Source organism: Kitasatospora sp. NPDC048722, from assembly GCF_040650235.1.
Lineage (GTDB): Bacteria > Actinomycetota > Actinomycetes > Streptomycetales > Streptomycetaceae > Kitasatospora.
Genome location: NZ_JBEZGX010000014.1, coordinates 40,913 through 62,147 on the forward strand (window position 1 = coordinate 40,913; position 21,235 = coordinate 62,147).

Genomic DNA, 21,235 nt, shown 5'->3' on the forward strand with positions numbered 1-21,235 from the left:
CCGTGCTGGCGAGCTATCAGCGGTTCCGGGCCGTCATGGCTGGTCAGAGCCGGTTCGGCTCCAGGGAGAAGAACAGGACGTTGGCGCCGGCCATGTCGGGGTTCTTCGCGTCGACCCAGGCCCGGATCTTCCGGTAGGCGATCGCGCGGCTGTCGCCGGGCTGGACGGTGTAGGCGCCGTCCATGGTGACCACCGACAAGCCGTGGCCGATCGGCTTCTGAAGGGTGATCAGCCAGGTGTGGGTGGGCTCAGCGGCCGGGCCGGGGGCGGTGTCGGACATGGCGATGTCTCCAGTCATCAGGCGTGGGCGGGGGTGACGGCGTCGCCGATGGCGGTGCGCTCGACGACCGGCTTGGGCAGGTCGCGGTGGGTGAGGTGGACCGGCACGCCGGTCTTGCCGAGGCGCCGGGCGAGGACGCGGGCCACCGTGGCCGCGCGGTGCCGGCCGCCGGCGCAGCCGACGGCGATGGTCAGCGGCGCGTCCTGGGGCCCGGAGTCGTACGCGTCGACGACGGCGGCGGCGCCGGCGATGAGCTCCTGAATGCCGGGGGTGGCGAGCACGGCGGCGCGGACCGGCAGGTCCTCGGCGGTCATGTAGCGCAGGGTCGGGTTGACGTCGGGGTCGTTGAAGTGGCGGCGCAGGTCGAGCGTCAGGTGCGCGGGCGGCGGGGCGTCGTGCAGGTAGCCGAACGAGATCACGTGGATTTCGATCACGGACATGACAGGGATCTCCTTGCTCAGATGGCGACGGAGCACGTCAGGGAGGGGTTTCAGGCCGCGAGGGCGGTGCTGTCGGCGCAGGGCAGGCAGGTGCCCAGGTGCGCGGGGAGCACGTAGCCGACGTCGTAGCGGCAGACGGGGCAGGTGCGGCGTGCGCGGTTGGCCTTGGCCAGGGCAGCGGCCTTCGCGGGGGTCATCGGCCGCACGGGCTTGGCCCGGTCGAGCCGGTAGAGGTAGGCGGGGCGGGTCCCGCCGAAGCGGGAGCGCCACATGACCTGCGCGGCAACGTCCTGCCCGCCGGGGCGCAGGCCCCGGGCGCGGAGCTGTCGGCGGGTGAAGAGGCCACGCGGCGCCATACGCCACGGGTAGGTGGGCATGCCGCCGTGGCGCGAGCCGTCCGGGTCCCAGTGTCGGGGGCGGCTCATGGTCACTCCCCGCTGGTGGCGGGTTCGGGCTGGTAGTAGAAGCCGATCAGCTTCACCGGGACGCCGCTGTGGGTGATGGTGGCGGTGAGCCAGGCGAGCGTGCCGGCCACGGCGGTGTCGTGGTCGATGATGCCCGGGTCGATGCCGAGGGCCTGGCGCCACTGCTCGAAGTGGTCGAGGCCGTTGTGCAGGGCGACTTCCAGGCCCCACCGGAAGTCGTGCGTGCCGGGCACCCGCAGGTACTGAAGCTCGACGGTCGCGGTGGGCAGCGCCGAGTGGGCGCTCAGCAGCGACAGCAGCACGCCGGCGGCGTTGATCTGGGCGCCGGCGGTGTCGGGGGTTTCGGTGGTGGTGGTCACGATGCCTGCTCCTCAGCGGCCGGGGCGGTGGTCTCTTCGGTGGTGTGCACGGCGTGCAGGGCGGGACGCTCCGGGCCGGCCGCGCTGAAATCGCGGTAGCGGCCTGCGACCCATCCGGCCGACCAGCCCGTCAGCTCGACCGCCCGGCGCTGCGGAATGCCCAGCGTCACGGCGGTCTGGACGGTCAGCCGGGCCTGGTCCTCGGGCAGGCGCTTCGTCACCGCGGGCGCGGAGAGGAGTTCCTGCCGAAGCCGTTCGGCGTCCTGCTCGGCGCGCCGCGCACGCTCGCGCTCACGGCGCTCACGCTCGCTCACCTCGCGCTCACGCCGCTCACGCTCGACCCGCGCGGCCTCGTCCCGGCGCCGCTGTTCGTCGCGCTCGGCGGCCTCGCGGAGGGCCCTCTCCTCGCGCTCCTCGCGGGCCATGCGCTCAGCGTGCTCACGCTCCTCGCGGGCCATCCGTGCCTCGTGCTCACGGCGCTCACGCTCGGCCCTGTCGGCCCGGTCCTGCTCGGCCAACCGGTCCTCGCGTTCCTGCCGGCGGCGCTCCTCGGCGCGGTGCTCGCGCTCGGCCCGCTCATCGCGCTCACGGGCCTCACGAGCGGCCAGCGCGGCGGCGATTGCCCGCCGGTAGGCGAGCGAGGTCTCCGCCGTGACGATCAGCAGCAGCGGCGCCACCGCGTGGACCGACACGCCGACCGGATCCCGGTTCAGGGCGGACAGACCCACGTTGAGCAGCACCGTCATCAGCCCGGTCATCCAGCGCAGGACCACCGGCCACCGGCCGCCGTCGCCGCCGAGGCGGGCGAGCGTGCTGTCCATGCGGATCACGATCACCACCGCCGCGTCCACGACGAGCGGCAGGATCGGGGCCGTCCACTGCCAGCCCTTCGGGGTGTGGCCGGACATCAGCGGAGTCACCGTGAGCACGCTGTAGAGGACCGCGCCGAGCGTGATCGTCCACGTCCCCACGGCCAACGCCTTCTCGGCCGACCGGATCTGGTCAGGGCTCATCGGCGTCTTCACCGCGACCACCGACCGGTGCGCGGTGAGCGCGTCGTGAGCGCGGTGAGCATCGGGGCGTTCATCAGTGAGCACCCCCGGCGGCGCGCCGCTCGCGGCGGGCGACCTTCAAGCGGCGCTCGTGCAGCGAGGCGCGCTCGCGGGCCGTTTTCCCGCCGAAGATCCCGTGCTTCTCGAACCGCTCCAGTGCCAGTTCCAGGCACATCGTGCGCACCGGGCACCCGGCGCAGATCATCTTGGCGCGGCGCGCGGCCCACTCGGCGGCCTCGACCCCGATCTCCTCGGGGTCCGGGTAGAACAGGTCGGTGTCGGCCCCGGCGCACGCGGCGCCGCGCAGGTCGCCGGCGCCGTCCGGCCGCGCCTCGATGAGCACGGCGGCGGCCGGGCGGGCGGTGCGGTGCGGGGCGCGGGTCGCCGCGCCGCTGAGGAGGCTGTGGAGCTGTGCCATCACGCCGCCGCCTTCCAGGTCAGCACCCGGCGGCGCTCGGCCTTGCGCATCAGCCCGGACGCGAACCGCGCCGCCGGCCCGTCCAGGTCCCGAAGGACCTCGTGCGCGACGTCGAGACGGGCCCGCTGCTGCTCGGCGGACTCGCCCTCGACGCCGGCGAACAGCTCGGCGTCGACACCGAAGCCGAGCGCGAGTTCCGCGAACTCGTCCGGCGTCGCGGCGTCCTGGCCTGCGACAATCAGTTTCATGGGTTCACCTCGTCCAATCGGTGGGTGAGCCCGCAGGGCCGCCGCGCGTCCGGCCAAGGACACGCGCGGCGGCCCGACTCATGCGGGCCCAGCTGTCTCGTCGCGTTACGAGCAGCCGCGGAACCCGACGCGACACCGCCACCCACGAGGGCGGTTGGCGCGCGCCGGGAACCGTGATCGCTGGTAGGCGAACAGAAGTGAATGGGTGCCCGTCCTACGGGCGTCAGGTCTCTCGGGCCTGGTCCGGTGCTTCCTCTCTGCTCAGCACCAGCAGGGCGGCGCACCCCGGAACGGGGTGCTGCGTGGCTCGCTGCCGCCGGCGACATCACCCGGTCGCCGCGGGGGCGGTCTGTCTCATCCCGCCACGTGCATTGGGACTCCGCTGTACTCCCGGGGCGCCATCCAGCCGTACGAATCGGTCTGGTCAGCGTCCCGTTCGGCCCCACACCCCCGAAGGGGTGGCATGCCACTGCGTAGGGGGAGGGCTTCGTCCATCGCGGCGACTCTCCCCCGGTTCCTCAACCTAGGTGCCTACCGCGACCGCCGCCCTCGCGTCGGTCCCGCACGATCTGTCTTCAGTTCTCAAGGAACTGCGCTTCCCTGGCCGTCCCTTGCGAGCCGACTTCCGGGCGCATCTCTCCAGCTCAGAGCAGCCCAAAGAAGGGCCGTCCTGTCATCATCCGGATTGTCCGGACAATGCCGTCGGTGAAGAGATTGGCACGCTCGGCTACGTGCGGTCAAGCGCATCGTTCGCATTGACTGGACAATGCGTCGTGAGCTGCGGTTTCATGGGTTGCATGTCAGCGATGCGATCTGGGCGAGCGCCCATGTACCAGCAGATCCGCGATGCACTGAGGCAGCAGATCGCGGACGGAACGCTCTCGGCCGGCGCGCAGCTGCCGACCGAGGCAGCCCTTACAGCGCAGTACGACGTTGGCCGAGCCACGGTGCGCCAGGCGTTGGGCGAGCTGGTCAACGAAGGCCTGGTCGTGCCGATGAGGCCGCGGGGCTACTTCGTGAAAGAGCGCAGGCCAATGGTCTTTAGGCCGCAGGCCGAGTTCCGCAAGCGTCCCTACTCGGCGGAGATGGACGCCTTCGTCACGGAACACTCGGCGGATGGGCGAGAGCCACGTCAGCTCATCGAGGTGGCCATTGTGGAGCCAGCCGCAGACATCGCGAAGCGTCTGCATCTGGAGCCTGGTGAACTTGCTGCGGTGCGCCGCCGCATCCGCTGGCTCGACGGCGAGCCGTTCAATGTGAACGACAGTTACTTCCCGCTGGACATAGTCCGAGACTCCGAGATCATGCGGCCCGAGGACATCACGCGGGGCGCCAACGAGGTGCTGGCAGAGCTGGGCTATCGGCAGGTCCGGGCACTCGATGAGTTGTACGTGCGGATGCCGACCCCGGACGAGGCGAACCGCCTTGAGCTCGGTCCCGGGACTCCCGTCGCTTACCACGTCTGCACCGGGTACACGGCCGACGCGAGGCCGGTGCGCGTCGCGGTGAGCGTGCTGCCGGGCGACCGGCACGTCATCTCGTACGAGCGGCAATGGGAGCAACCGCAGGACGGGGCCGAGTGACCGTGCTGGAGATGCGCGTAGCCACGCCGAACGAACTCCCCCAGGTCGAAGCGTTGTTGGTCGGCGCGGGGGAGTGGCTCGCGTCGCTCGGAAGCGATCAGTGGCAGTTCCCGCCGCGCCGGGCTCGACTGCTCGAATCGATGGAGCGTGGGGAGTGCTTCCTGGCCTTCCGGGACGGTCGGCCGGTTGGCACGCTCACCGTAGACGGGCAGGCCGACCCCGAGTTCTGGCACGCCGACGACGAGCCGGAGACGGCGCTGTACGTGCACCGGATGGCCATTGCCCGGGAAGTGGCAGGCCAGGCCATGGGTGCCCGGATGCTGGACTGGGCTGCCGATCGGGCGGCGGCTGCGGGCAAGACCAGGCTCCGGCTCGACGCGTGGAAGACGAACCCGGCGCTCCACCGGTACTACCTGAGGCAGGGCTTCACGATGGTGCGGACCGTGGATCTGCCTCACCGGCAGTCAGGTGCCCTCTTCGAGCGGGAGGTCAGCTTGGAGGCTTGTGGGCCAGCTGTGGGCCACGGGCACTGAACAGCCATGGGCGGTAGGGTTGCGCCGCTGCTCGGACACGGTGCGGACCGCGCGACGAAGTTGTTCTTGAAAACTGTCGTGGCGTGACCCGTCACCGTGGGTTCGAATCCCACGCTCTCCGCCGGTAGGGGAAAACACCTGCTCAGGGCGGGTGCCGACATCGAGTCGGCACCCGCCCTCGCGTTTTCCGGGCAGCGGGGGTTGACCCTGACACCGTGGAAGGCCGTGCACTGGGAGCACCATGTTGAACATCGGAGACTTCGCCAGGCACGGCCGGGTGTCGGTGCGCATGCTGCGCCACTACGACGCCATCGGACTGCTGCACCCCGCCCGGGTGGACCCGGTCAGCGGCTACCGCTTCTACGAGGCGGCCCAACTCGCCCGGCTCAACCGGGTGATCGCGCTCAAGGAGCTGGGCTTCACGCTCCAGCAGGTGCGGGCCGTCCTGGACGAGGAGGTGGACGCGGCCGAACTGCGCGGGATGCTGCGGCTGCGGCGCGCCGAACTGGCCGAGGCGATCGCGGCGGACACGCGGCGACTGGCCCGGGTGCGGGCGAGGCTCCGGACGATCGAGAGCGAGGGGACCATGTCCACGCACGATGTCGTGGTGAAGCCGGTGCCGTCCGTCCGGGCGGCCGAACTGAGCGCGGTGGCGGCGAGCTACCAGCCGGAGGACATCGGACCGGTGATCGGCCCGCTGTTCGCGGAGCTGTGCCGCCGGCTGGCGGCGGCGGGGGTGGCCGGGACCGGCCCGGGCGTCGCCCGCTACGAGGAGGCCCCGGAGGGCGGCGGCACGGTGCTGGTCCGCGCCGCGGTCCCGGTCGGGCCGGGCGTGCGGGCGGGGGAGCACGACTTCGACGTCGTCGACCTGCCCGCGCTCGACCACGCGGCGACGGTCGTCCACCGCGGGTCGATGGACGACGCGGTGGGCGCCTTCCAGGAGCTGGCCCACTTCATCGAGGCCAACGGCTACCGCTCCACCGGCTACGCCCGCGAGCTCTACCTGGAGTGCCCGGACGACCCGGCCCACTGGGTGACCGAACTCCAGGAACCCGTCGAGCCGCGGTAGCCCGCGACGCAGGCCCTGCCGGCCCCACCCACCGGGGCCTGCACGGCCCTCCGCCGCTCTCCCTCCGTCCGCCCCCGGGCGGAACCGTCCACCCCACCCCCCGCCCCGCAGGGCCCACTTGCCCGGGCTTCGCCCGGCGGGCAGAGTGCGGGGGGACGACTGCGGACGGTGAGCGGAGGCGGCGATGGGTGATCTGACGGATCGGCTGGCGCAGGGGCTCCCGCCCGGGGCGGTCGTCGTGGACGAGGACGTCCTGGATGCCCACCGCCACGACATGGCGGGGTTCTGCGCCGCCGGGACGCCCGCCGCCGTCGTGTTCCCGGAGACCGTCGAGCAGGTGCAGCACGTCCTGCGGACCGCCACCGACCTCCGCGTCCCGGTGGTGCCGCAGGGCGCGCGGACCGGGCTCTCCGGTGCCGCGAACGCCGTCGACGGCTGCGTCCTGCTGTCCCTGGTGAAGCTGAACCGCATCCTGGAGATCGACCCGGTGAACCGGATCGCGGTCGTCGAGCCGGGCGTGGTCAACGCCGAACTCTCGCGTGCCGTGGCCGACTTGGGCCTGGCCTATCCGCCGGATCCGTCCAGCTGGGAGTCCTGCACGATCGGCGGCAACATCGGCACCGGCGCCGGCGGCCTGTGCTGCGTGAAGTACGGGGTCACCAGCGAGTACGTGCTCGGGCTGGACGTCGTGCTCGCGGACGGGCGCCTGCTGTCCACCGGCCGCCGGACGGCCAAGGGCGTGGCCGGGTACGACCTGACCCGGCTGCTGGTAGGTTCCGAGGGCACGCTGGGCGTGGTGGTCCGGGCGGTGCTGTCGCTGCGGCCCGCCCCGCCGCCGCAGCTGGCGTTGGCGGCGGAGTTCCCGAGCGCGGACGCCGCCGGGGCCGCGGTCTGCGAGGTGATGGCGGGCGGTCTGACCCCGTCGCTGATGGAGCTGATGGACGCGGTCAGTGTGCGGGCGGTCAACGCGATGGGGCGGATGGGCCTGCCGGCGTCCACCCAGGCGTTGCTGCTGGTGGCCTTCGACGGGCCGGACCGGGCCGCCGAGCTGGCGCGGGTGGCCGAGCTGTGCCGGGCGGCGGGGGCGACGGAGGTCGTGCCGGCCGAGGACGAGGCGGAGTCCGAGCTGCTGCTGGCGGCCCGGCGGCTGGCGCTGCCGGCCCTGGACCGGCTGGGGACCACGATGATCGACGACGTGGCGGTACCGCGTTCGCGACTGGCCGAGATGCTGAACGGCGTCGCGGCCATCGCCGAGCGGCACGCGCTGACCATCGGTGTGGTGAGCCACGCGGGGGACGGCAACACCCATCCGATCGTCATCTTCGACGCCTCGGACGAGGAGGAGACGGCACGGGCGCAGCGCTCCTTCGACGAGATCATGGCGCTCGGGCTGGAGCTGGGCGGCACGATCACCGGCGAGCACGGGGTCGGGCTGCTCAAGCGGGACTGGCTGGCGCGCGAGCTGGGGCCGGTGGCGCTGGACCTGCAGCGGCAGCTGAAGGCGGTCTTCGATCCGCTGGGAATCCTCAATCCGGGCAAGATGGTCTGATCTTCCGACGGTCGCAGCATCATTCCTGAATGATGGTCTTCACAAGTCGCCGATTGTCGACAAGGGCGGGTCGTCGAACTTTTCGGGGGCGCGTCTTCCCTGGCCGTGGGCCCAGGGTGGTGCGGTGATTTTTCCGTGCGCTCCTTCGCGCCGCTCCGCGCGGGGCTACGTCAGGCGCCAGTTCGGATGAAATGCCAGCTCAGGGCAGGTGTGTCGAAGCGCTGTCCCGATGTCGTGTCGTTATGCGGAGCCTTGGTGGATATCACACCAACGGGCGAAAACCGCTCCGTCAGGTGGTGCTTTGTCGATTTGTTGCGGAAGTCTGTCCCTCGGCGTCGCAGCCCGCAGGTGTTCGTCTGGCCGGCGAACTCCCGCACACATTTCACGATGTACCGTTTTCCTGGAGGCTCTCATGGTTCGCATTCACACCCGTCGGGTGGCCGGTTTCCTGGTCGCCGCTCCACTCGCGGCAGGCCTGCTGCTCGCCGGTGCAGGTGCCGCGGCGGCCGACAACGGTGCGATGGCGGGCGCCGGTTCCAACGCCGGCGTCGTCTCCAACGTCGGCACCGGGAACGTCTTCGGCGGTGTCGACGGCAACTACGTCTCCACCCAGCAGACCGCCACCGGCTCCGGCGCCTCGAACCAGAACAACACCCTCGCCGCGAAGGACAACGCGGGCACCATCCTGGCCGACCAGTCCAACAAGAACGTCAACATCGTCTTCGCGCCGATCCTCCACTGATCCGGGCGCACTCCACCTCCGGCGGGGGCGCCGGAGGTGGGTGGCCGCGGGTGGGCTGAGCACCCGCGGCGGGGCTCGCAACGGTCGCGATCGATGCGACGAGCGCATGACCGGCCAGCGGAAAGGGTCGCCGCGAACCGGCCTCGTGGGCGGTGCCGTCACCGGCACCGCCCACGCGTGCGTCCGGGGCCGGGGCGGCCCGAACAGCTCCGGCGGCCGCCGCCGTCAACCCGTCCGGATGCGTACAGCCAGGGCCCGCGCCCGGAGTCGTCCGACGGCGGCGGTACGGTTGCGCCCGACAGCACACCGCGCGCGCCCGGGTTCAGGAAGGCCCGGCCGGCCGCGGCGGCGGACGCGGCGACCGGAAGGAAGGGCGCGATGGCAGCGGAGGAGGAGGGCCTGACCGGCCCGGGCGAGGCCGGGTCCGCACCCGGCCCGGACCCGAGGTCCGCGTCGCGGCCCGAGTCACGGGACGAGCACCGGGACGAGCACCGGCCGGAGCCGAGGTCCGTGCCCGAGCTGCTGCTCGGCCGCCCGCCGATGGCCCGCCCGCTGCCGACCTTCGACGCCGAGGCCGCGCCCGCCGAGCCCGGCCCGCTGTTCGCGGACTGGCTCACCACCGCCCTCGACGCCGGCGTCCTGGACCCTCAGGTGGTCACCCTCTCCACGGTCGACGCCGACGGCCTGCCGGACGCCCGGGTGCTCGTGCTGCGCGACGTCGACGCGAGCGGCACCGGCTGGGTGTTCTCGGCCGCCGCCGACAGCCCGAAGGGCCGTCAGCTCGCCGACCACCCGGCCGCCGCGCTGACCGTCTACTGGCCGCAGCTGGGCCGACAGGTCCGGGTCCGCGGCACCGTCGAGCGGGCCGCCGACCTGGTGGCGGCCGCCGAGTTCGCCACCCGCTCCCCGGCCGCCCGGGTGGGTGCACTGGTCGGGCGCCAGAGCGAGCCGCTGGCCTCGCTGGAGGAGTACGACGAGGCCGTCGCGGTCGCCCGGCGCCGCCTGGAGGCCACGCCGGACGCCGTCGCGGCCGGCCACGCCGTCTACACGCTCTGGGCGCACGAGGTCGAGTACTGGCAGGGCGACGCCGAGCGCCGCCACATCCGCCTCCGCTACACCCGCACCGGTCCGGTGCGCACCCCGGAGTGGTCCCGCACCCTGCTCTGGCCCTGAGGCGCGTCCCGGAAGTTCACCTGCGCCCGGTCAGCGTCGCGCCGACGCTGGCCGCCACCACGCAGCCGATCCCGGCCAGCTGCGGCGCGCCCAGCAGCTGGCCCAGCACCACCAGGCCGACCAGCGCGCTGACCGCCGGCTCCAGGCTGACCAGCACGCTGAACACCCGCTGCGGCATCCGCCGCAGCGCGGTCATCTCCAGCGCGTACGGGATCACCGGCAGCAGCAGCGACACCCCGGCGACCGAGGCGAGCAGCACCACCGGCGAGGCGTCCGGCGCGGTCAGTCCGTGCCACGCCTCGCCGAGCCCGAACGGCGCCAGTGCGATCGCGCCGACCGTCATCGACACGGCGAGGCCCTGGAAGCCCTGGAACGCGGCGCCGACCTTGTCGGTGAACAGGATGTACAGCGCGTAGCAGGCGGCCGCGCCGAACGCGAAGAGCAGGCCGACCGGGTCCAGCGAGCCGCCGCCGTCGCCCTCGCCGAGCAGGGTCAGCAGGGCGACCCCGGCCGCCGCGAGCAACGCCCACAGCAGGTGGCTCGCCCGCCGGGCGAAGACCAGGGCGACCGCCAGCGGGCCGAGGAACTCGATGGTCGCCGCGGTGCCCATCGGCAGCCGGTCGACCGCCCCGGCGAACAGGAAGGTCATCCCGGCCGACGCCATCCCGAGCAGGGCCGCCGCGGCGAGGTCGCGCGGGCGCTTGTCGCGCAGCTTGGGCCGGGTGACGGCGAGCAGGATGGCCGCCGCGAAGCCGAGCCGCAGGAAGGTCGTGCCGCTGACCCCGAGCGGGCCGAAGAGCGGCTTGGAGAGCGCGATCCCGGTCTGCACGAGGAACATCGCGGTCAGACACAGAAGCGGCGCCGGGATGCTCTCCGGGCGCCGCAGGAACTTGGGGAACCGGCCGGTGGGCCGGTCGAGCCGGAGATCGGGTGGTGCCGCGGGGCCGGGCGCCTCGCCTCGTCGCCAGCTGCCGCGCTCGCCGGCGGGCTCGCCCTTGGGGGCGGGCGGCATGGCAAGGGCCTCGGCGACGGCCGTGGTGGCCGGCGTCGGGGCGGCGGTTTCGCCGGGCATGGAGGTGGGCATGGTGACGAGTTTGCCGTAAGGAGTGCAGAACCGGCAAGCTCGTTACAAAAATCGGGACGGAAACGGACGGGTGCGCCCGAAAGGGTGGGCGCGGGCGGGCCGTGCGGCGCGGTTGACACGTTCATCCGATGGTCCGTCAGTATCAAGGATTGATGCGCTATCTCCGCCCCGCGGCCCTCCTCGCCGCAGCCCTCGTGCTCCTGCTGGCCACCGACGGGACCGGTGCGCGCGCCGAGGCCACCGTCCCGGCCGCCGTCGCTCTCCCGAGCATCCGGCCGCTCGTGCTGCCCGACCGCGCGGGGCCGCCCGCACCCCGGGGCGCCTTCAGCGGCCTCGCCTTCGACGTCTGCTCCGCGCCCCCGCTGTCCACCATGCAGGCGTGGTGGGACAACTCCTCGTACAGCGCGATCGGGATCTACACCAGCGGCTCCCAGCGCGCCTGCTCCCAGTCCCGGCTGACCGCCGACTGGGTCGGCCAGGCCCGGGCGATGGGCTGGCGGTTCCTGCCGGTGCACGCCGGATCCCAGGCGCCGTGCCTCGACCCCGCGCGCAAGCCGGAGCGGATCGACCCGGCGCACGCGGCCGACCAGGGCCGCTCCGAGGCCGACGAGGCGGTCCGCGGGCTGCAGGCGGTCGGCTTCGGCCCCGGCAACCCGGTCTACGTGGACATGGAGGCGTACCCGAGGAACGACTCCGCCTGCGCCCAGGCCGTGGTCGACTTCGCCCTCGGCTGGACCCAGAGGCTGCACGAGCTCGGCTACACCTCCGGGTTCTACTCCAGCTTCAGCTCCGGCATCTCCGACCTGGCCGCCGCGGCCTGGGCCGGCAGCTCCCCGCTGCCGGACGCCGTCTGGTACGCCAAGTGGGACGGCCACGCCGACGCCAACGCTCCGGCCCCGCTCGGCAAGGACCTGTGGGTCTACCACCAGCGGGCCCACCAGTACCAGGGCAACGTCAAGGACACCCACGGCGACGTCACCCTCACCGTCGACCGCGACTACGTCGACGGTCCCGCGGCCGGCTGACCGGGCCGCCGGTGCCCGTCAGCCGCCGAACGGCAGCCAGCCCCGGCCGAGGCACTCCCCGCAGGTCTCGGTGATGTACCCGGTCCCCGTCCGGTCGGCCCGCACGCCCAGCCGCGCCCGCGTCCGCACCCCGCCCGAGCAGTTCGGGCACGGCACCCGGAACCGCGCCGGCTCCCACCCCACCGGCGGGCCGTCCTGGCTCTCGTCCATGGCGCCCAGTATCCCGCGCGGCCGGCGCGCCCCCGCGGTCCCGTGCCCCGTCCGTGATCCGTGCAACGGGGTCGGGATGCTGACAGCGGCCGGACGGAACGGCACAATCGGGCACGTCCGTGCCGTTACCGCCCGGTAGGTGCCGCAGGCGCACCCGCCAGTGCCGCCAGGTCAAGGAGGACCCGTGTTCAGCACGATGCAGGACGTACCGCTCACCGTCGCGAGGATCCTGGAGCACGGGTCCACGATCCACGGCCGGTCGACCGTCACCACCTGGGACGGCACCGGGCCGGTCGTCCGGACGTACGCCGAGGTCGGGGCCCGGGCCGCCCAACTCGCCCACGCGCTGCGCGACGAGCTCGGGGTCACCGGCGACGACCGCGTCGGCACGCTGATGTGGAACAACGCGGAGCACCTGGAGGCCTACCTCGCCGTCCCCGCCATGGGGGCGGTGCTGCACACGCTGAACCTGCGCCTGCCCGCCGGGCAACTGTCGTTCATCGTCAACCACGCCGCCGACCGCGTGGTCATCGTCAACGGCACCGTCCTGCCGCTGCTCGCCGCCGTCCTGCCCGAGCTCGCCCCGACGCTCAAGCACATCGTGGTGAGCGGCCCGGGCGACCGCTCGGTGCTGGCCGGCTTCGCGGGCACCGTCCACGACTACGAGGACCTGATCGCCGACCGGCCCACCGCGTACCCGTGGAGCACCGAGATCGACGAGCGGCAGGCCGCCGTGCTCTGCTACACCTCCGGCACCACCGGCGACCCGAAGGGCGTGCTCTACAGCCACCGCTCGGTCTACCTGCACTGCCTCCAGGTGAACACCGGCGACAACTTCGCCTTCACCCCGCGCGACACCGCGCTGCCGGTCGTCCCGATGTTCCACGTCAACGCGTGGGGCATCCCGCACGCCGCCTTCATGTCCGGCGCCAACCTGCTCATGCCGGATCGTTTCCTCCAGCCCAAGCCGATGGCCGAGATGATCGCCGCCGTCCGACCCACCGTCAGCGCCGCCGTCCCCACCATCTGGAGCGGCCTGCTGGACGAGCTCGACGCCGGCGACTACGACACCTCCAGCCTGCGCATGGTGGTCATCGGCGGCAGTGCCTGCCCGCCGTCGCTGATGAAGGGCTTCGAGGAGCGCCACGGCATCAGCGTCATCCACGCCTGGGGCATGACCGAGACCTCGCCGCTCGGCTCCTTCGCCCAGCCGCCCGGCGGCCTCACCCCCGAGGAGGAGTGGCCCTACCGGATCACCCAGGGCATCTTCCCGGCCTCCGTCGAGGCCCGGCTGATCGGCCCGGGCGGCGAGCGGATGCCCCACGACGGCGTCGCGGCGGGCGAGTTGGAGGTGCGCGGCCCCTGGATCGCCGGTGCGTACTACGGAGGTGCCGGACAGGACCCGCTCCGCCCGGACGACAAGTTCTCCGAGGACGGCTGGCTGCGCACCGGCGACGTCGGCACCATCACCGCCGACGGCTACCTGACCCTCACCGACCGCGCCAAGGACGTCATCAAGTCGGGAGGCGAGTGGATCTCCTCGGTCGAACTGGAGAACCAGCTGATGGCCCACCCGGAGGTGGCCGAGGCCGCCGTGGTCGCCGTCCCGGACGAGAAGTGGGGCGAGCGCCCGCTGGCCACCGTCGTGCTGCGCCCGGGCGCCACGGCGGGGCTGCCCGAACTGCGGGCCTTCCTGGCCGAGCGGATCGCCTCCTGGCAGCTCCCGGAGCGCTGGTCGATCGTCGAGTCGGTGCCGAAGACCTCGGTCGGCAAGTTCGACAAGAAGGTGATCCGGGCCAGCTACGCGGCGGACGAACTGGACGTCACGGTGCTCGGCAAGGAGTGACCCGCGGTACGACGGAGGGCCGGCCACCCCGGGCGGGGCGGCCGGCCCTCCGTCGTGCTCAGCCCGCGGCGGCGACGCCCGCCTCGCCCATCGCGCCGATCCGCCCGAGCAGGTCGACGATCCGGGACTGGACGTCCGCGCTGGTCGAGCGCTCGGCGAGGAACAGCACCGTCTCGCCGGTGCGCAGCCGGGGCAGCTCGCGCGGGTCGAGGTCGACCGAGGTGTAGACCACCAGCGGGGTCCGGTGCAGCCGGTCGTTCGCGCGCAGCCAGTCCAGCAGACCGACCCGGCGGCGGCGGATCTGGAGCAGGTCCATCACCACCAGGTTGGGCTGCACGCTGCTGGCCCGGGAGACGGCGTCGTTCTCGTCCGTCGCGTGCTCGACGTGCATGCCGCGCCGCTCCAGGCTGTTGATCATCGCCGAGGCGATGTCCGGGTCGCTCTCGACCAGCAGGACGCGCGGGGCGTGGTGCTCGCCGTCGCGCGGCGCGAGGGCGCGCAGCAGCACGGCCGGGTCGGCGCCGTACGCCGTGTCCCGGGTGGCCTGGCCGAGGCCGGCGGTGACGAGTACCGGCACCCGGCTGTTGAGCGCCGCGGTGCGCAGCGACTGCAGGGCGGTGCGGGTGATCGGTCCGGTCAGCGGGTCGACGAAGAGCGCGGCGGGGAACCCGGCGACCTGGGCGTCGACCTCCTCGCGGGAGCGGACGATCACCGGGTGGTAGCCGCGCTCCTGGAGGGCCTGCTTGGTGGCCGGGTCGGGCTCGGGCCACACCAGCAGCCGGCGCGTGCCCCGGTCCTCGCCGGCGGGCTTGTCCAGGTTCACGCTGCCGCCCGCGGGCAGTTCGGCGATCGCGGCGCGCGGGGCGGTGCGGGCCTCGGCCGGGACGGCCGGCGCCGGCAGCTGCGGTGCGGCGGTCGGCACCGGCGGAGGGCCGAGCGGGCGCGGCGGGGCGAGCTCGCCGAGGCCGGTGCCGACCGGCCTCGGGGCGGAGTCGGCAGGGCCCTCCGCGGCCGGCAGGGCCGGGCGGGCGGGCTCCAGCGCGGTGGAGGCCGAAGGCGTGGCGGGCGCCTCGGGCGCGGGGCCGGGCGGCACGGCCAGGCGTCGGCGGCGGCCGGTCGGCGCGGCGGCCGGCTCGGGCAGGGCGGGCGCCGGACCGGACGGGAGGGCGTGTTCCAGGCCGGGGTAGACGGGGCTCTCGGGCAGGCCGGGCAGGGCGAGACCGCCGGAGGAGTCCTCGGCGGCCTCCCGGGCACGGCGGCGGCGGGGCTTGGCCTCGCCGGTCGGGGTGCCCTCGGCCGGGGTCCCGGTGGCCGGCGCGTCGCCGGTGCCGGGGCCGAGCGCGAGCGGGCCGCGTGCGGCGGGGCGCTGCGGCCGGTCCTCGCCGTCGACCGGCACGGCGTAGGCCGGGCCGGAGCGGCCGTCGTCCTTGCCCCACGGGTCGCGCTGCGCGCCGTCCGGCTCCGGCGGGGTCCGGCGGCCGTAGGCGGCGTCGTTGCCGGTGCCGTTCCACTGTTCGGGGACGGCCCGCTCGACCCGGGCGGGGGCGTTCGGCCACTGGTCGGCCGGGGTCGGGCCGTCCTCGGTCCGGGGGGCGGCGGGCGGCGGGGTCTCTGCGGCGGGCCGGCCGCGGCGTCCGCGCCGCTCGGGGGCGGGTTCCTCGGCGGGCGCGTGGTCCGCCTCGGCGTCCGCGGGGCGTTCGGCGGGCCGGTCGTCCTCGGAGCGGCGGGCCGCGGGCAGCTGCGGGATGCCCGGCAGGTCGGGCAGGACGGCGCTGTCGCCCTCCTTCGGCCGGTCGGAGCGGCCCTCGGCGGCGGTGCGTTCGGCGGCGGCCTTCGCGGCGACCGGGTCCAGCGGCAGCTCGACGACGTACGTGGTGCCGGCCTTGCCGGGCAGCTCGTGCGGCTGGAGGACGCCACCGTGGCGCTCGACCACCGCGCGGGCTATCGGCAGGTGGACGGGGCTGCCGCCGCGTCCGGGGCCGCGGATCTCGATCCGGGCGACGTCGCCGCGCTGGGCCGCCGCGAGGACGACCAGCGGCGGCTCGGCGGCGGACGGGGGCGACGCCGGGCTGCCGGGGGCGGCCAGGCCGGGGGAGGGAGTGGTCGGGGCGTCCAGCGAGAGACCGACGCCGCTGACGTCGGCGACCAGGTGGGCGACGGCCTGCGCGAGGCGCCGCTCGTCGGCGATCACCTCGACGCCGGCGGCGTGCACCGAGAAGCGCACCCGGCCCGCGCCGACCAGCTCGCCGGCGTCCTCGACGGCCCGCCGGACGATCTTGTCCAGCGCGACCGGCACCCGCTGCTCGGCGCCCTTGCGCCCGCCCTTGCCGTCCTTCGCGTCCTTGCCGTCGGGCTGGGCGGCCTCGCCGGCCTCGGAGCGCTGGTGCGCGAGCACGCCGTCGATGAGCCGGCCGAAGCGGCGGCACTCGTCGGCGAGACGGCGCAGCGTCCAGTTGGCCTCCGGCCACAACTGCCCGGCGGGGTCGGCGGCGAGCGCGTCAAGGCGCTGGTTGAGCGCGGTCAGCGCGCCGCCGAGCTCGCTCTCCAGGACGGCGGTGAGGTGCTCGTTGCGGGCGACCAGGGCGAGTTCGCGGCTGCGGTCGGTGAAGGTCATCACCGCGCCGACGAGCTGGTCGCCGTCCCGCACGGGGGCGGTGGTGAGGTCGACGGTGACCGGACGGCCGTCCTTGCGCCACAGCACGGTGCCGCGCACCCGGTGCTTGCGCCCGGAGGTCAGGGTGTCCATCAGCGCGGACTCCTCCAGCGCCAGCGGGCTACCGTCGGCCCGGGAGTGCTGGATCAGCGGGTGCAGCTCGCGCCCGCCGAGTTCGCTCGCGCGGTACTCCAGGATGTGCGCGGCGGCCGGGTTGACCAGCACGCAGCGCCCTTCGAGGTCGACGCCGAGCACGCCCTCGGCCGCGGCCCGCAGGATCATCTCGGTCTGCTTGTGCTGCCGGCGCAGTTCCGCCTCGACGCCGAGCCGGCTGGAGAGGTCCCGGACCAGCAGCAGGAGGAGGTCGCTCGCGGACGGCGAGCGGGAGCCCTCGCGGTACGGGTCGTACGGGACGAGCGGGGAGAGCGCGTAGCCGCGGCCCTCGCCGGCGCCGTCGTCGGCGAAGTCGTTGCCGGAGACCTCGACCGGGAAGGTCGTGCCGTCGGTGCGGCGGGCGGTCATCCGCACCGGGCGCTCCAGGGCGTCGTCCTCGCGCGGGGCCGGCCGCATCGAGCCGGGGATCCGGCTCGGGTCGAACTCGGGCAGGAGGTCCAGCACGCCCATGCCGACGAGCGAGGTGCCCGGGGCCTGCAGCGAGTGGACCGCCGCGTTGTTGGCATCGACGACGGTGCCGTTGCTGTTCACCAGCAACAACGCGTCGGGCAGGGCGTCGAGTATGGCGGCGAGGCGAGCAGCGCCTCGGATCGGCCTGCTGCTCACGTCGACAGGTCTCCTCGGCTTGGGGCAGCTCCTCCGGAGTCGGCAGTATCTCATTCTTCTTTGCGGTGGGGACGACCCGGCTAGTAACGTTGGCGGTGGTTGGTGCCGAGCCCCACGGGTGTGGCATCATCACAGGCACACGGAACGCGTCCGCCAAGCGGGTGCGGTCCTTGTGGAGGAGGCTTCGCCTAGTCCGGTCTATGGCGCCGCACTGCTAATGCGGTTTCGGGGTTATTCCTGATCGAGGGTTCAAATCCCTCAGCCTCCGCCAGCCGAAGAGCCCCGCCGACGATCTCGTCGGCGGGGCTCTTCGCATGTCCGGGCAGGGTCGGGCGGGGCCGGAGCAATCGATTTCGTCCTGCGTCGCAGGTCATGTAATGTTGTCCCCGCAACGCCACGGAGACACGTTCACCGGGGCGAGCGCTCATAGCTCAACGGATAGAGCACTTGACTACGGATCAAGAGGTTGCAGGTTCGAATCCTGCTGAGCGCACCAACCTCCGCAAGATCGGGTTCGCCCGTTCCTTGCGCTCATAGCTCAACGGATAGAGCACTTGACTACGGATCAAGAGGTTGCAGGTTCGAATCCTGCTGAGCGCACCAGCAAGAAGCCCCCGGCCGTCGGCCGGGGGCTTCTTTCGTTCGCGTAGGGGATGAATCGGCCTGTTTCGGGTAGATCCCGTCCTGCCGCCCGGACGGCCTCCAAACGGGTGGGACACGGCCAGCAGCGCAGGTGTCGCAGTATGACCGGCTCAGCATCGTGATTCCGTTTTGTCACATCGTGTGCCCAGACTGCCCGCCACCCGGCAGCCGACCGCGAAGGAGAGCCGGATGAGCCGACAGTTCCCCCGCACGGCTGCCGCCCTGGCCGCCTTCACGGCAGGGCTCCTCATCGTCTGGAACCAGCCCTCGGCGGCGCAGCAGTCCCCCGACACCTGGAGCGCGGAGCAGCGCGCGGTCCTGCCCTCCGGCCTCTCCGTCCAGTTCGACCTCGCGCCCTCGCCGGGATTCGACGCCACCGCCGAACCGGGCGAACTGGCCGACCGCGCGGGCGGGGGGCGCGCGGCCGGGCTGTACGCGGACGGAACGCACCCGGGCGACCCGGCCCAGACCTTCCGGATCCACGACGCGCGGCCGCAGGCCGACGGCGCCTGGCGCACGGTCGGGACCCTCCGGCTGACCTTCTCGCGCTCCGTGCGCAACCCCCGGCTGCACGCGAGCGGGCTGGCCGCCCTCGCCACCGGCAGGACCGGGACCACCAGCACCGCCGCCCGGCTCACCCTCACCGGCGGCAGCCCGAGCACCCCGGCCCTGGTCAACCGCACCGACTGGCCCGGCTGGACGGTCGACGCCAACACCCTCGCCCCGGTCAGCGCCGACGGCAGTACCGACGGCTCGGGCGGTGCGGCCGCCGAGGGCAGCCTGGAGCTCGCCGGAACGTTCCGCACCGCCGTCTTCCGGGTCGAGCAGCGCAGCACGGCCCGGGCCGGCAGCACCACGGCCCCGCCCGTCCTGCGTCAGGCCTACACCGTCACCGTCGACGAGGACCTGGGCACCGCCCCCCAGGCCTACGGCAACGCCTCGCACGTGGTCTCCGACCTCTTCCTCGGCGCGGACGCCAACCCGTCCGCGCGCCGCGGCGCGCGGACCGTCGTCGCGGTGAGGGGCACGACCGACCGGCACAACGTCTGGGCCAACCCCGTGCCGCCCAAGCTCCAGCCCGGCCGCGGCGAGTACCAGGGTGCCGACCCGTCCCTCGCCTTCCCGGCCGAGGCCGCGATCGGCCGCTACTACCGGCTCACCGTCCCGGTGGCCGTCGGCGACCAGCCGGCGACCCTGGCCGGCTGGATCGACTGGGACCACAGCGGCCGCTTCGACCCGGCCGACCGGGTGCAGGCCGAGGTCCAGCCCGGTACGGACACCGCGACCCTGGAGTGGACCGTCCCCTCCGGCGCCGCGAGCGGCGAGACCTGGGCCCGGCTGCGGATCGCCCGGGACCCGGCCCAGCTGATCGCCTCCGGCGGCTTCGCCGACTCCGGGGAGGTCTCGGACCAGCGGATCAAACTGACCGTCGGGGCCGCCCGGCCCGAGATCGCCGAACCGGTGGACGGCACCGCGACCGCCGACGTCCGGCCGCGGATCCGCGGCGAGGGCGCGGTCGCCGGGGCCTCGGTCGAGGTCCGCGAGGGGGACGCGGCGCTCTGCCGGGCGCGTGTCGAGCGCGGCGGCGACTGGAACTGCCGCCCCGGCGACGCGCTCGCCGCGGGCCGGCACAGCCTCACCCCGGTCGAGACCACCAGCGGCGGCGTGGTGCTGCGCGGTGAGCCGGTGCGGCTCACCGTCAAGACCGTCCCGCCCGCCGCGCCCGTGCTCACCCTCCCCGAGTACACCAACGACCCCGGGCTCCAGCTCACCGGCACCGGCGAGGCGGGCGACACCGTCTCGGTCGGCGACCAGTCGGCCGGAGTGCGCGGCGGGTCCGCCGGGGACCTGTGCAGCACCACGGTGCGCAGGGACGGCGAATGGTCGTGCCTGCCGGTGGAGAACCTGGCGGACGGGCGGCACCAGCTGACCCCCGTCGCGGTGGACGCGGCCGGCAACCGGACGGCCGGCAAGGCCGTGTCGCTCGTCGTCACCACCGTCCCGCCGGACAAGCCGGTGCTCACCGTGCCGGCCGCCGGCGAGACCGTCCGCACGGCGCGGCCCAGGCTCGCCGGACGGGCCGGGACGGGCACGCGGGTGCTCGTCACCGCCCAGGCGGGCGGGGCCGCCTCGGACGGGCGGGTGGTCCTGTGCGGGGCGGCGGCGGCCGTCGACGGGAGCTGGACCTGCACCGCCAACCGGGACCTGACGAACGGCGAGCAGGCGTTGACCGTCACGGCGACGGACCTGGCGGGGAACGCGGCGGCCGGGGATCCGGTGCGGGTCCGTGTCGCGGTGGCGCCGGCTCCGGCGGCCGGCGCGGTGGTGGCCAGTCCGGTGGCGCCCAGCCCTGTTCTGCCGGGTGCCGCGGTGCCGGGTCCGGTCGTGTCGTCGCCTTCGGTCGGGCCGAGTCCGAGTGCGGCGGGCTCACCGAAGCCGTCCGCCTCGGCTCCGGTCTCGGTTTCCGCGTCCAGACCTGCGGCGTCGGTGACTCCGTCGACCTCGTCGAGGGCGTCCGTGCCCGCCGGGGAGGTGTTCGTACCGGCGCCCGCGGGTCTGCTCCCGGTCCTCGTGCCGGTGGTCGATCCGCCGTTCGTGCCGGACTCCGGCGCCTCCGTCCCACCGTCCCCGACCGCCGTCTCCTCGCCTTCTGGTGTTCCGTCACCATCCGCATCCGCATCCGCATCCGCGTCGGCGCCGGCCGGGCCGGGCCGGGCCGTCACCGCCGCGCCGCTGTCGGCGGACGCGGCCCGGGCGCCCGCCGGGAGCGCCCGGCCGCTGCCGGCGCCGCCCGCCGCTTCGTCCGAGGGGGCGGACGGCTCCCGGGTGGCGGCCCATGAGGCGGGGCCGGCCCGGTGGCGCACCGGGCTGGCCGGTGGCCTCCTGCTGCTCGCCGCGATCGGGCTGATCACCCGCCGGGTGTTCGCCCGGGGCCCGGGTGCCCGACGGCGCTGACCCGCGCCGGAACGTCCGGACCACACCAACGGCCGCTTGACATCACCCCGACCGATCGATCATGTGTCTGCGCGTCAGGTCGACTTCGGACGATTCATCAGGAAATGTCGACACACCGATGGATCAAATGTCGCATTTGATGACGTATGAACTTAGCCTGACTCTGGCA

19 protein-coding genes and 3 tRNA genes are annotated in these 21,235 nt (G+C 73.8%); 12 read left to right on the forward strand and 10 right to left on the reverse strand.

Going from position 1 to position 21,235, the window contains the following annotated elements; genetic code table 11:
• Positions 1–43: 43 nt before the first annotated feature.
• The 7 genes from AB0C76_RS13130 to AB0C76_RS13160 form a co-directional block, all read right to left on the reverse strand.
• Positions 44–280: a hypothetical protein gene (locus tag AB0C76_RS13130; RefSeq protein ID WP_359963887.1), complete on the reverse strand. Its 237-nt coding sequence runs from the start codon at positions 278–280 to the stop codon at positions 44–46.
• A gap of 17 nt (positions 281–297) precedes the next feature.
• Positions 298–756: an RNase adapter RapZ gene (locus tag AB0C76_RS13135; protein WP_359963889.1), complete on the reverse strand. Its 459-nt coding sequence runs from the start codon at positions 754–756 to the stop codon at positions 298–300.
• 14 nt (positions 757–770) lie between these two features.
• Entirely contained in the window at positions 771–1,145 is a 375-nt protein-coding gene (locus AB0C76_RS13140; protein WP_359963891.1) for an RRQRL motif-containing zinc-binding protein, read from the reverse strand.
• 2 nt (positions 1,146–1,147) lie between these two features.
• Positions 1,148–1,504: a hypothetical protein gene (locus AB0C76_RS13145; protein WP_359963893.1), complete on the reverse strand. Its 357-nt coding sequence runs from the start codon at positions 1,502–1,504 to the stop codon at positions 1,148–1,150.
• Positions 1,501–2,517 (reverse strand): DUF2637 domain-containing protein, encoded by a 1,017-nt coding sequence (locus AB0C76_RS13150; protein ID WP_359963895.1) that lies wholly within the window; start codon positions 2,515–2,517, stop codon positions 1,501–1,503. The genes AB0C76_RS13145 and AB0C76_RS13150 overlap by 4 nt, the downstream gene beginning before the upstream one ends.
• Before the next feature lie 73 nt (positions 2,518–2,590).
• Positions 2,591–2,974 carry a WhiB family transcriptional regulator gene (locus AB0C76_RS13155; RefSeq protein WP_359963897.1) on the reverse strand — a complete coding sequence of 128 codons (384 nt, stop codon included), beginning with the start codon at positions 2,972–2,974 and terminating at the stop codon, positions 2,591–2,593.
• Positions 2,974–3,222: a hypothetical protein gene (locus tag AB0C76_RS13160; RefSeq protein WP_359963899.1), complete on the reverse strand. Its 249-nt coding sequence runs from the start codon at positions 3,220–3,222 to the stop codon at positions 2,974–2,976. The genes AB0C76_RS13155 and AB0C76_RS13160 overlap by 1 nt, the downstream gene beginning before the upstream one ends.
• An 827-nt stretch (positions 3,223–4,049) precedes the next feature.
• On the opposite strand from AB0C76_RS13160, the gene AB0C76_RS13165 reads away from it, so the two are divergent.
• From AB0C76_RS13165 to AB0C76_RS13190, 6 genes are all read left to right on the forward strand, one after another.
• The gene (locus AB0C76_RS13165) at positions 4,050–4,805 is read left to right on the forward strand and encodes a GntR family transcriptional regulator (RefSeq protein WP_359963901.1); all 756 of its coding nucleotides are present in this window, start codon (positions 4,050–4,052) and stop codon (positions 4,803–4,805) included.
• Positions 4,802–5,338, forward strand: coding sequence for a GNAT family N-acetyltransferase (locus AB0C76_RS13170; protein WP_359963903.1), 537 nt, complete (start codon positions 4,802–4,804; stop codon positions 5,336–5,338). The genes AB0C76_RS13165 and AB0C76_RS13170 overlap by 4 nt, the downstream gene beginning before the upstream one ends.
• A 241-nt stretch (positions 5,339–5,579) precedes the next feature.
• Positions 5,580–6,407, forward strand: a complete 828-nt coding sequence (locus AB0C76_RS13175) for a MerR family transcriptional regulator (protein ID WP_359963905.1) — start codon at positions 5,580–5,582, stop codon at positions 6,405–6,407.
• A 184-nt stretch (positions 6,408–6,591) separates the two neighbouring features.
• Positions 6,592–7,956, forward strand: coding sequence for an FAD-linked oxidase C-terminal domain-containing protein (locus AB0C76_RS13180; protein ID WP_359963907.1), 1,365 nt, complete (start codon positions 6,592–6,594; stop codon positions 7,954–7,956).
• A gap of 412 nt (positions 7,957–8,368) precedes the next feature.
• Positions 8,369–8,698 (forward strand): hypothetical protein, encoded by a 330-nt coding sequence (locus tag AB0C76_RS13185; protein WP_359963909.1) that lies wholly within the window; start codon positions 8,369–8,371, stop codon positions 8,696–8,698.
• Between the two features lie 378 nt (positions 8,699–9,076).
• Complete coding sequence (locus tag AB0C76_RS13190) at positions 9,077–9,871, forward strand: pyridoxal 5'-phosphate synthase (protein WP_359963911.1); 795 nt, start codon at positions 9,077–9,079, stop codon at positions 9,869–9,871.
• Between the two features lie 16 nt (positions 9,872–9,887).
• Here AB0C76_RS13190 and AB0C76_RS13195 read toward each other — a convergent pair whose 3' ends face one another.
• Positions 9,888–10,955 carry an EamA family transporter gene (locus AB0C76_RS13195; protein ID WP_359963913.1) on the reverse strand — a complete coding sequence of 356 codons (1,068 nt, stop codon included), beginning with the start codon at positions 10,953–10,955 and terminating at the stop codon, positions 9,888–9,890.
• Positions 10,956–11,107: 152 nt separating this feature from the next.
• Between AB0C76_RS13195 and AB0C76_RS13200 the strand changes: the two genes are divergently transcribed.
• Positions 11,108–11,980: a DUF1906 domain-containing protein gene (locus AB0C76_RS13200; protein ID WP_359963915.1), complete on the forward strand. Its 873-nt coding sequence runs from the start codon at positions 11,108–11,110 to the stop codon at positions 11,978–11,980.
• Between the two features lie 18 nt (positions 11,981–11,998).
• Here the strand turns inward: AB0C76_RS13200 and AB0C76_RS13205 are convergent, their stop codons facing one another.
• Positions 11,999–12,190 carry a hypothetical protein gene (locus AB0C76_RS13205; protein ID WP_359963917.1) on the reverse strand — a complete coding sequence of 64 codons (192 nt, stop codon included), beginning with the start codon at positions 12,188–12,190 and terminating at the stop codon, positions 11,999–12,001.
• Positions 12,191–12,374: 184 nt separating this feature from the next.
• Here AB0C76_RS13205 and AB0C76_RS13210 point away from each other — a divergent pair, with 184 nt between their 5' ends.
• Positions 12,375–14,036: a long-chain fatty acid--CoA ligase gene (locus tag AB0C76_RS13210; protein WP_359963919.1), complete on the forward strand. Its 1,662-nt coding sequence runs from the start codon at positions 12,375–12,377 to the stop codon at positions 14,034–14,036.
• A gap of 58 nt (positions 14,037–14,094) precedes the next feature.
• Here the strand turns inward: AB0C76_RS13210 and AB0C76_RS13215 are convergent, their stop codons facing one another.
• Positions 14,095–17,469, reverse strand: coding sequence for a PAS domain-containing protein (locus tag AB0C76_RS13215; RefSeq protein ID WP_359963921.1), 3,375 nt, complete (start codon positions 17,467–17,469; stop codon positions 14,095–14,097).
• Positions 17,470–17,646: 177 nt separating this feature from the next.
• Between AB0C76_RS13215 and AB0C76_RS13220 the strand changes: the two genes are divergently transcribed.
• The 4 genes from AB0C76_RS13220 to AB0C76_RS13235 all read left to right on the forward strand — a co-directional run bounded on the left by AB0C76_RS13220 (position 17,647) and on the right by AB0C76_RS13235 (position 21,066).
• Positions 17,647–17,740, forward strand: a tRNA-Ser gene (locus AB0C76_RS13220).
• Positions 17,741–17,889: 149 nt separating this feature from the next.
• Positions 17,890–17,965, forward strand: a tRNA-Arg gene (locus AB0C76_RS13225).
• Between the two features lie 31 nt (positions 17,966–17,996).
• Positions 17,997–18,072: transfer RNA gene (locus AB0C76_RS13230), tRNA-Arg, on the forward strand.
• Between the two features lie 228 nt (positions 18,073–18,300).
• Positions 18,301–21,066, forward strand: coding sequence for an Ig-like domain-containing protein (locus tag AB0C76_RS13235; RefSeq protein ID WP_359963923.1), 2,766 nt, complete (start codon positions 18,301–18,303; stop codon positions 21,064–21,066).
• Positions 21,067–21,235: the final 169 nt, after the last annotated feature.

Excerpts from the sequence above, each read along its gene's own strand:
- AB0C76_RS13130 (WP_359963887.1), bottom strand. The coding sequence starts at position 280 with ATGTCCGACACCGCCCCCGGCCCGGCCGCTGAGCCCACCCACACCTGG.
- AB0C76_RS13140 (WP_359963891.1), bottom strand. The coding sequence starts at position 1,145 with ATGAGCCGCCCCCGACACTGGGACCCGGACGGCTCGCGCCACGGCGGC.
- AB0C76_RS13150 (WP_359963895.1), bottom strand. The coding sequence starts at position 2,517 with ATGAGCCCTGACCAGATCCGGTCGGCCGAGAAGGCGTTGGCCGTGGGG.
- AB0C76_RS13155 (WP_359963897.1), bottom strand. The coding sequence starts at position 2,974 with ATGGCACAGCTCCACAGCCTCCTCAGCGGCGCGGCGACCCGCGCCCCG.
- AB0C76_RS13160 (WP_359963899.1), bottom strand. The coding sequence starts at position 3,222 with ATGAAACTGATTGTCGCAGGCCAGGACGCCGCGACGCCGGACGAGTTC.
- AB0C76_RS13165 (WP_359963901.1), top strand. The coding sequence starts at position 4,050 with ATGTACCAGCAGATCCGCGATGCACTGAGGCAGCAGATCGCGGACGGA.
- AB0C76_RS13175 (WP_359963905.1), top strand. The coding sequence starts at position 5,580 with ATGTTGAACATCGGAGACTTCGCCAGGCACGGCCGGGTGTCGGTGCGC.
- AB0C76_RS13180 (WP_359963907.1), top strand. The coding sequence starts at position 6,592 with ATGGGTGATCTGACGGATCGGCTGGCGCAGGGGCTCCCGCCCGGGGCG.
- AB0C76_RS13185 (WP_359963909.1), top strand. The coding sequence starts at position 8,369 with ATGGTTCGCATTCACACCCGTCGGGTGGCCGGTTTCCTGGTCGCCGCT.
- AB0C76_RS13190 (WP_359963911.1), top strand. The coding sequence starts at position 9,077 with ATGGCAGCGGAGGAGGAGGGCCTGACCGGCCCGGGCGAGGCCGGGTCC.
- AB0C76_RS13195 (WP_359963913.1), bottom strand. The coding sequence starts at position 10,955 with ATGCCCACCTCCATGCCCGGCGAAACCGCCGCCCCGACGCCGGCCACC.
- AB0C76_RS13200 (WP_359963915.1), top strand. The coding sequence starts at position 11,108 with ATGCGCTATCTCCGCCCCGCGGCCCTCCTCGCCGCAGCCCTCGTGCTC.
- AB0C76_RS13205 (WP_359963917.1), bottom strand. The coding sequence starts at position 12,190 with ATGGACGAGAGCCAGGACGGCCCGCCGGTGGGGTGGGAGCCGGCGCGG.
- AB0C76_RS13235 (WP_359963923.1), top strand. The coding sequence starts at position 18,301 with ATGAGCCGACAGTTCCCCCGCACGGCTGCCGCCCTGGCCGCCTTCACG.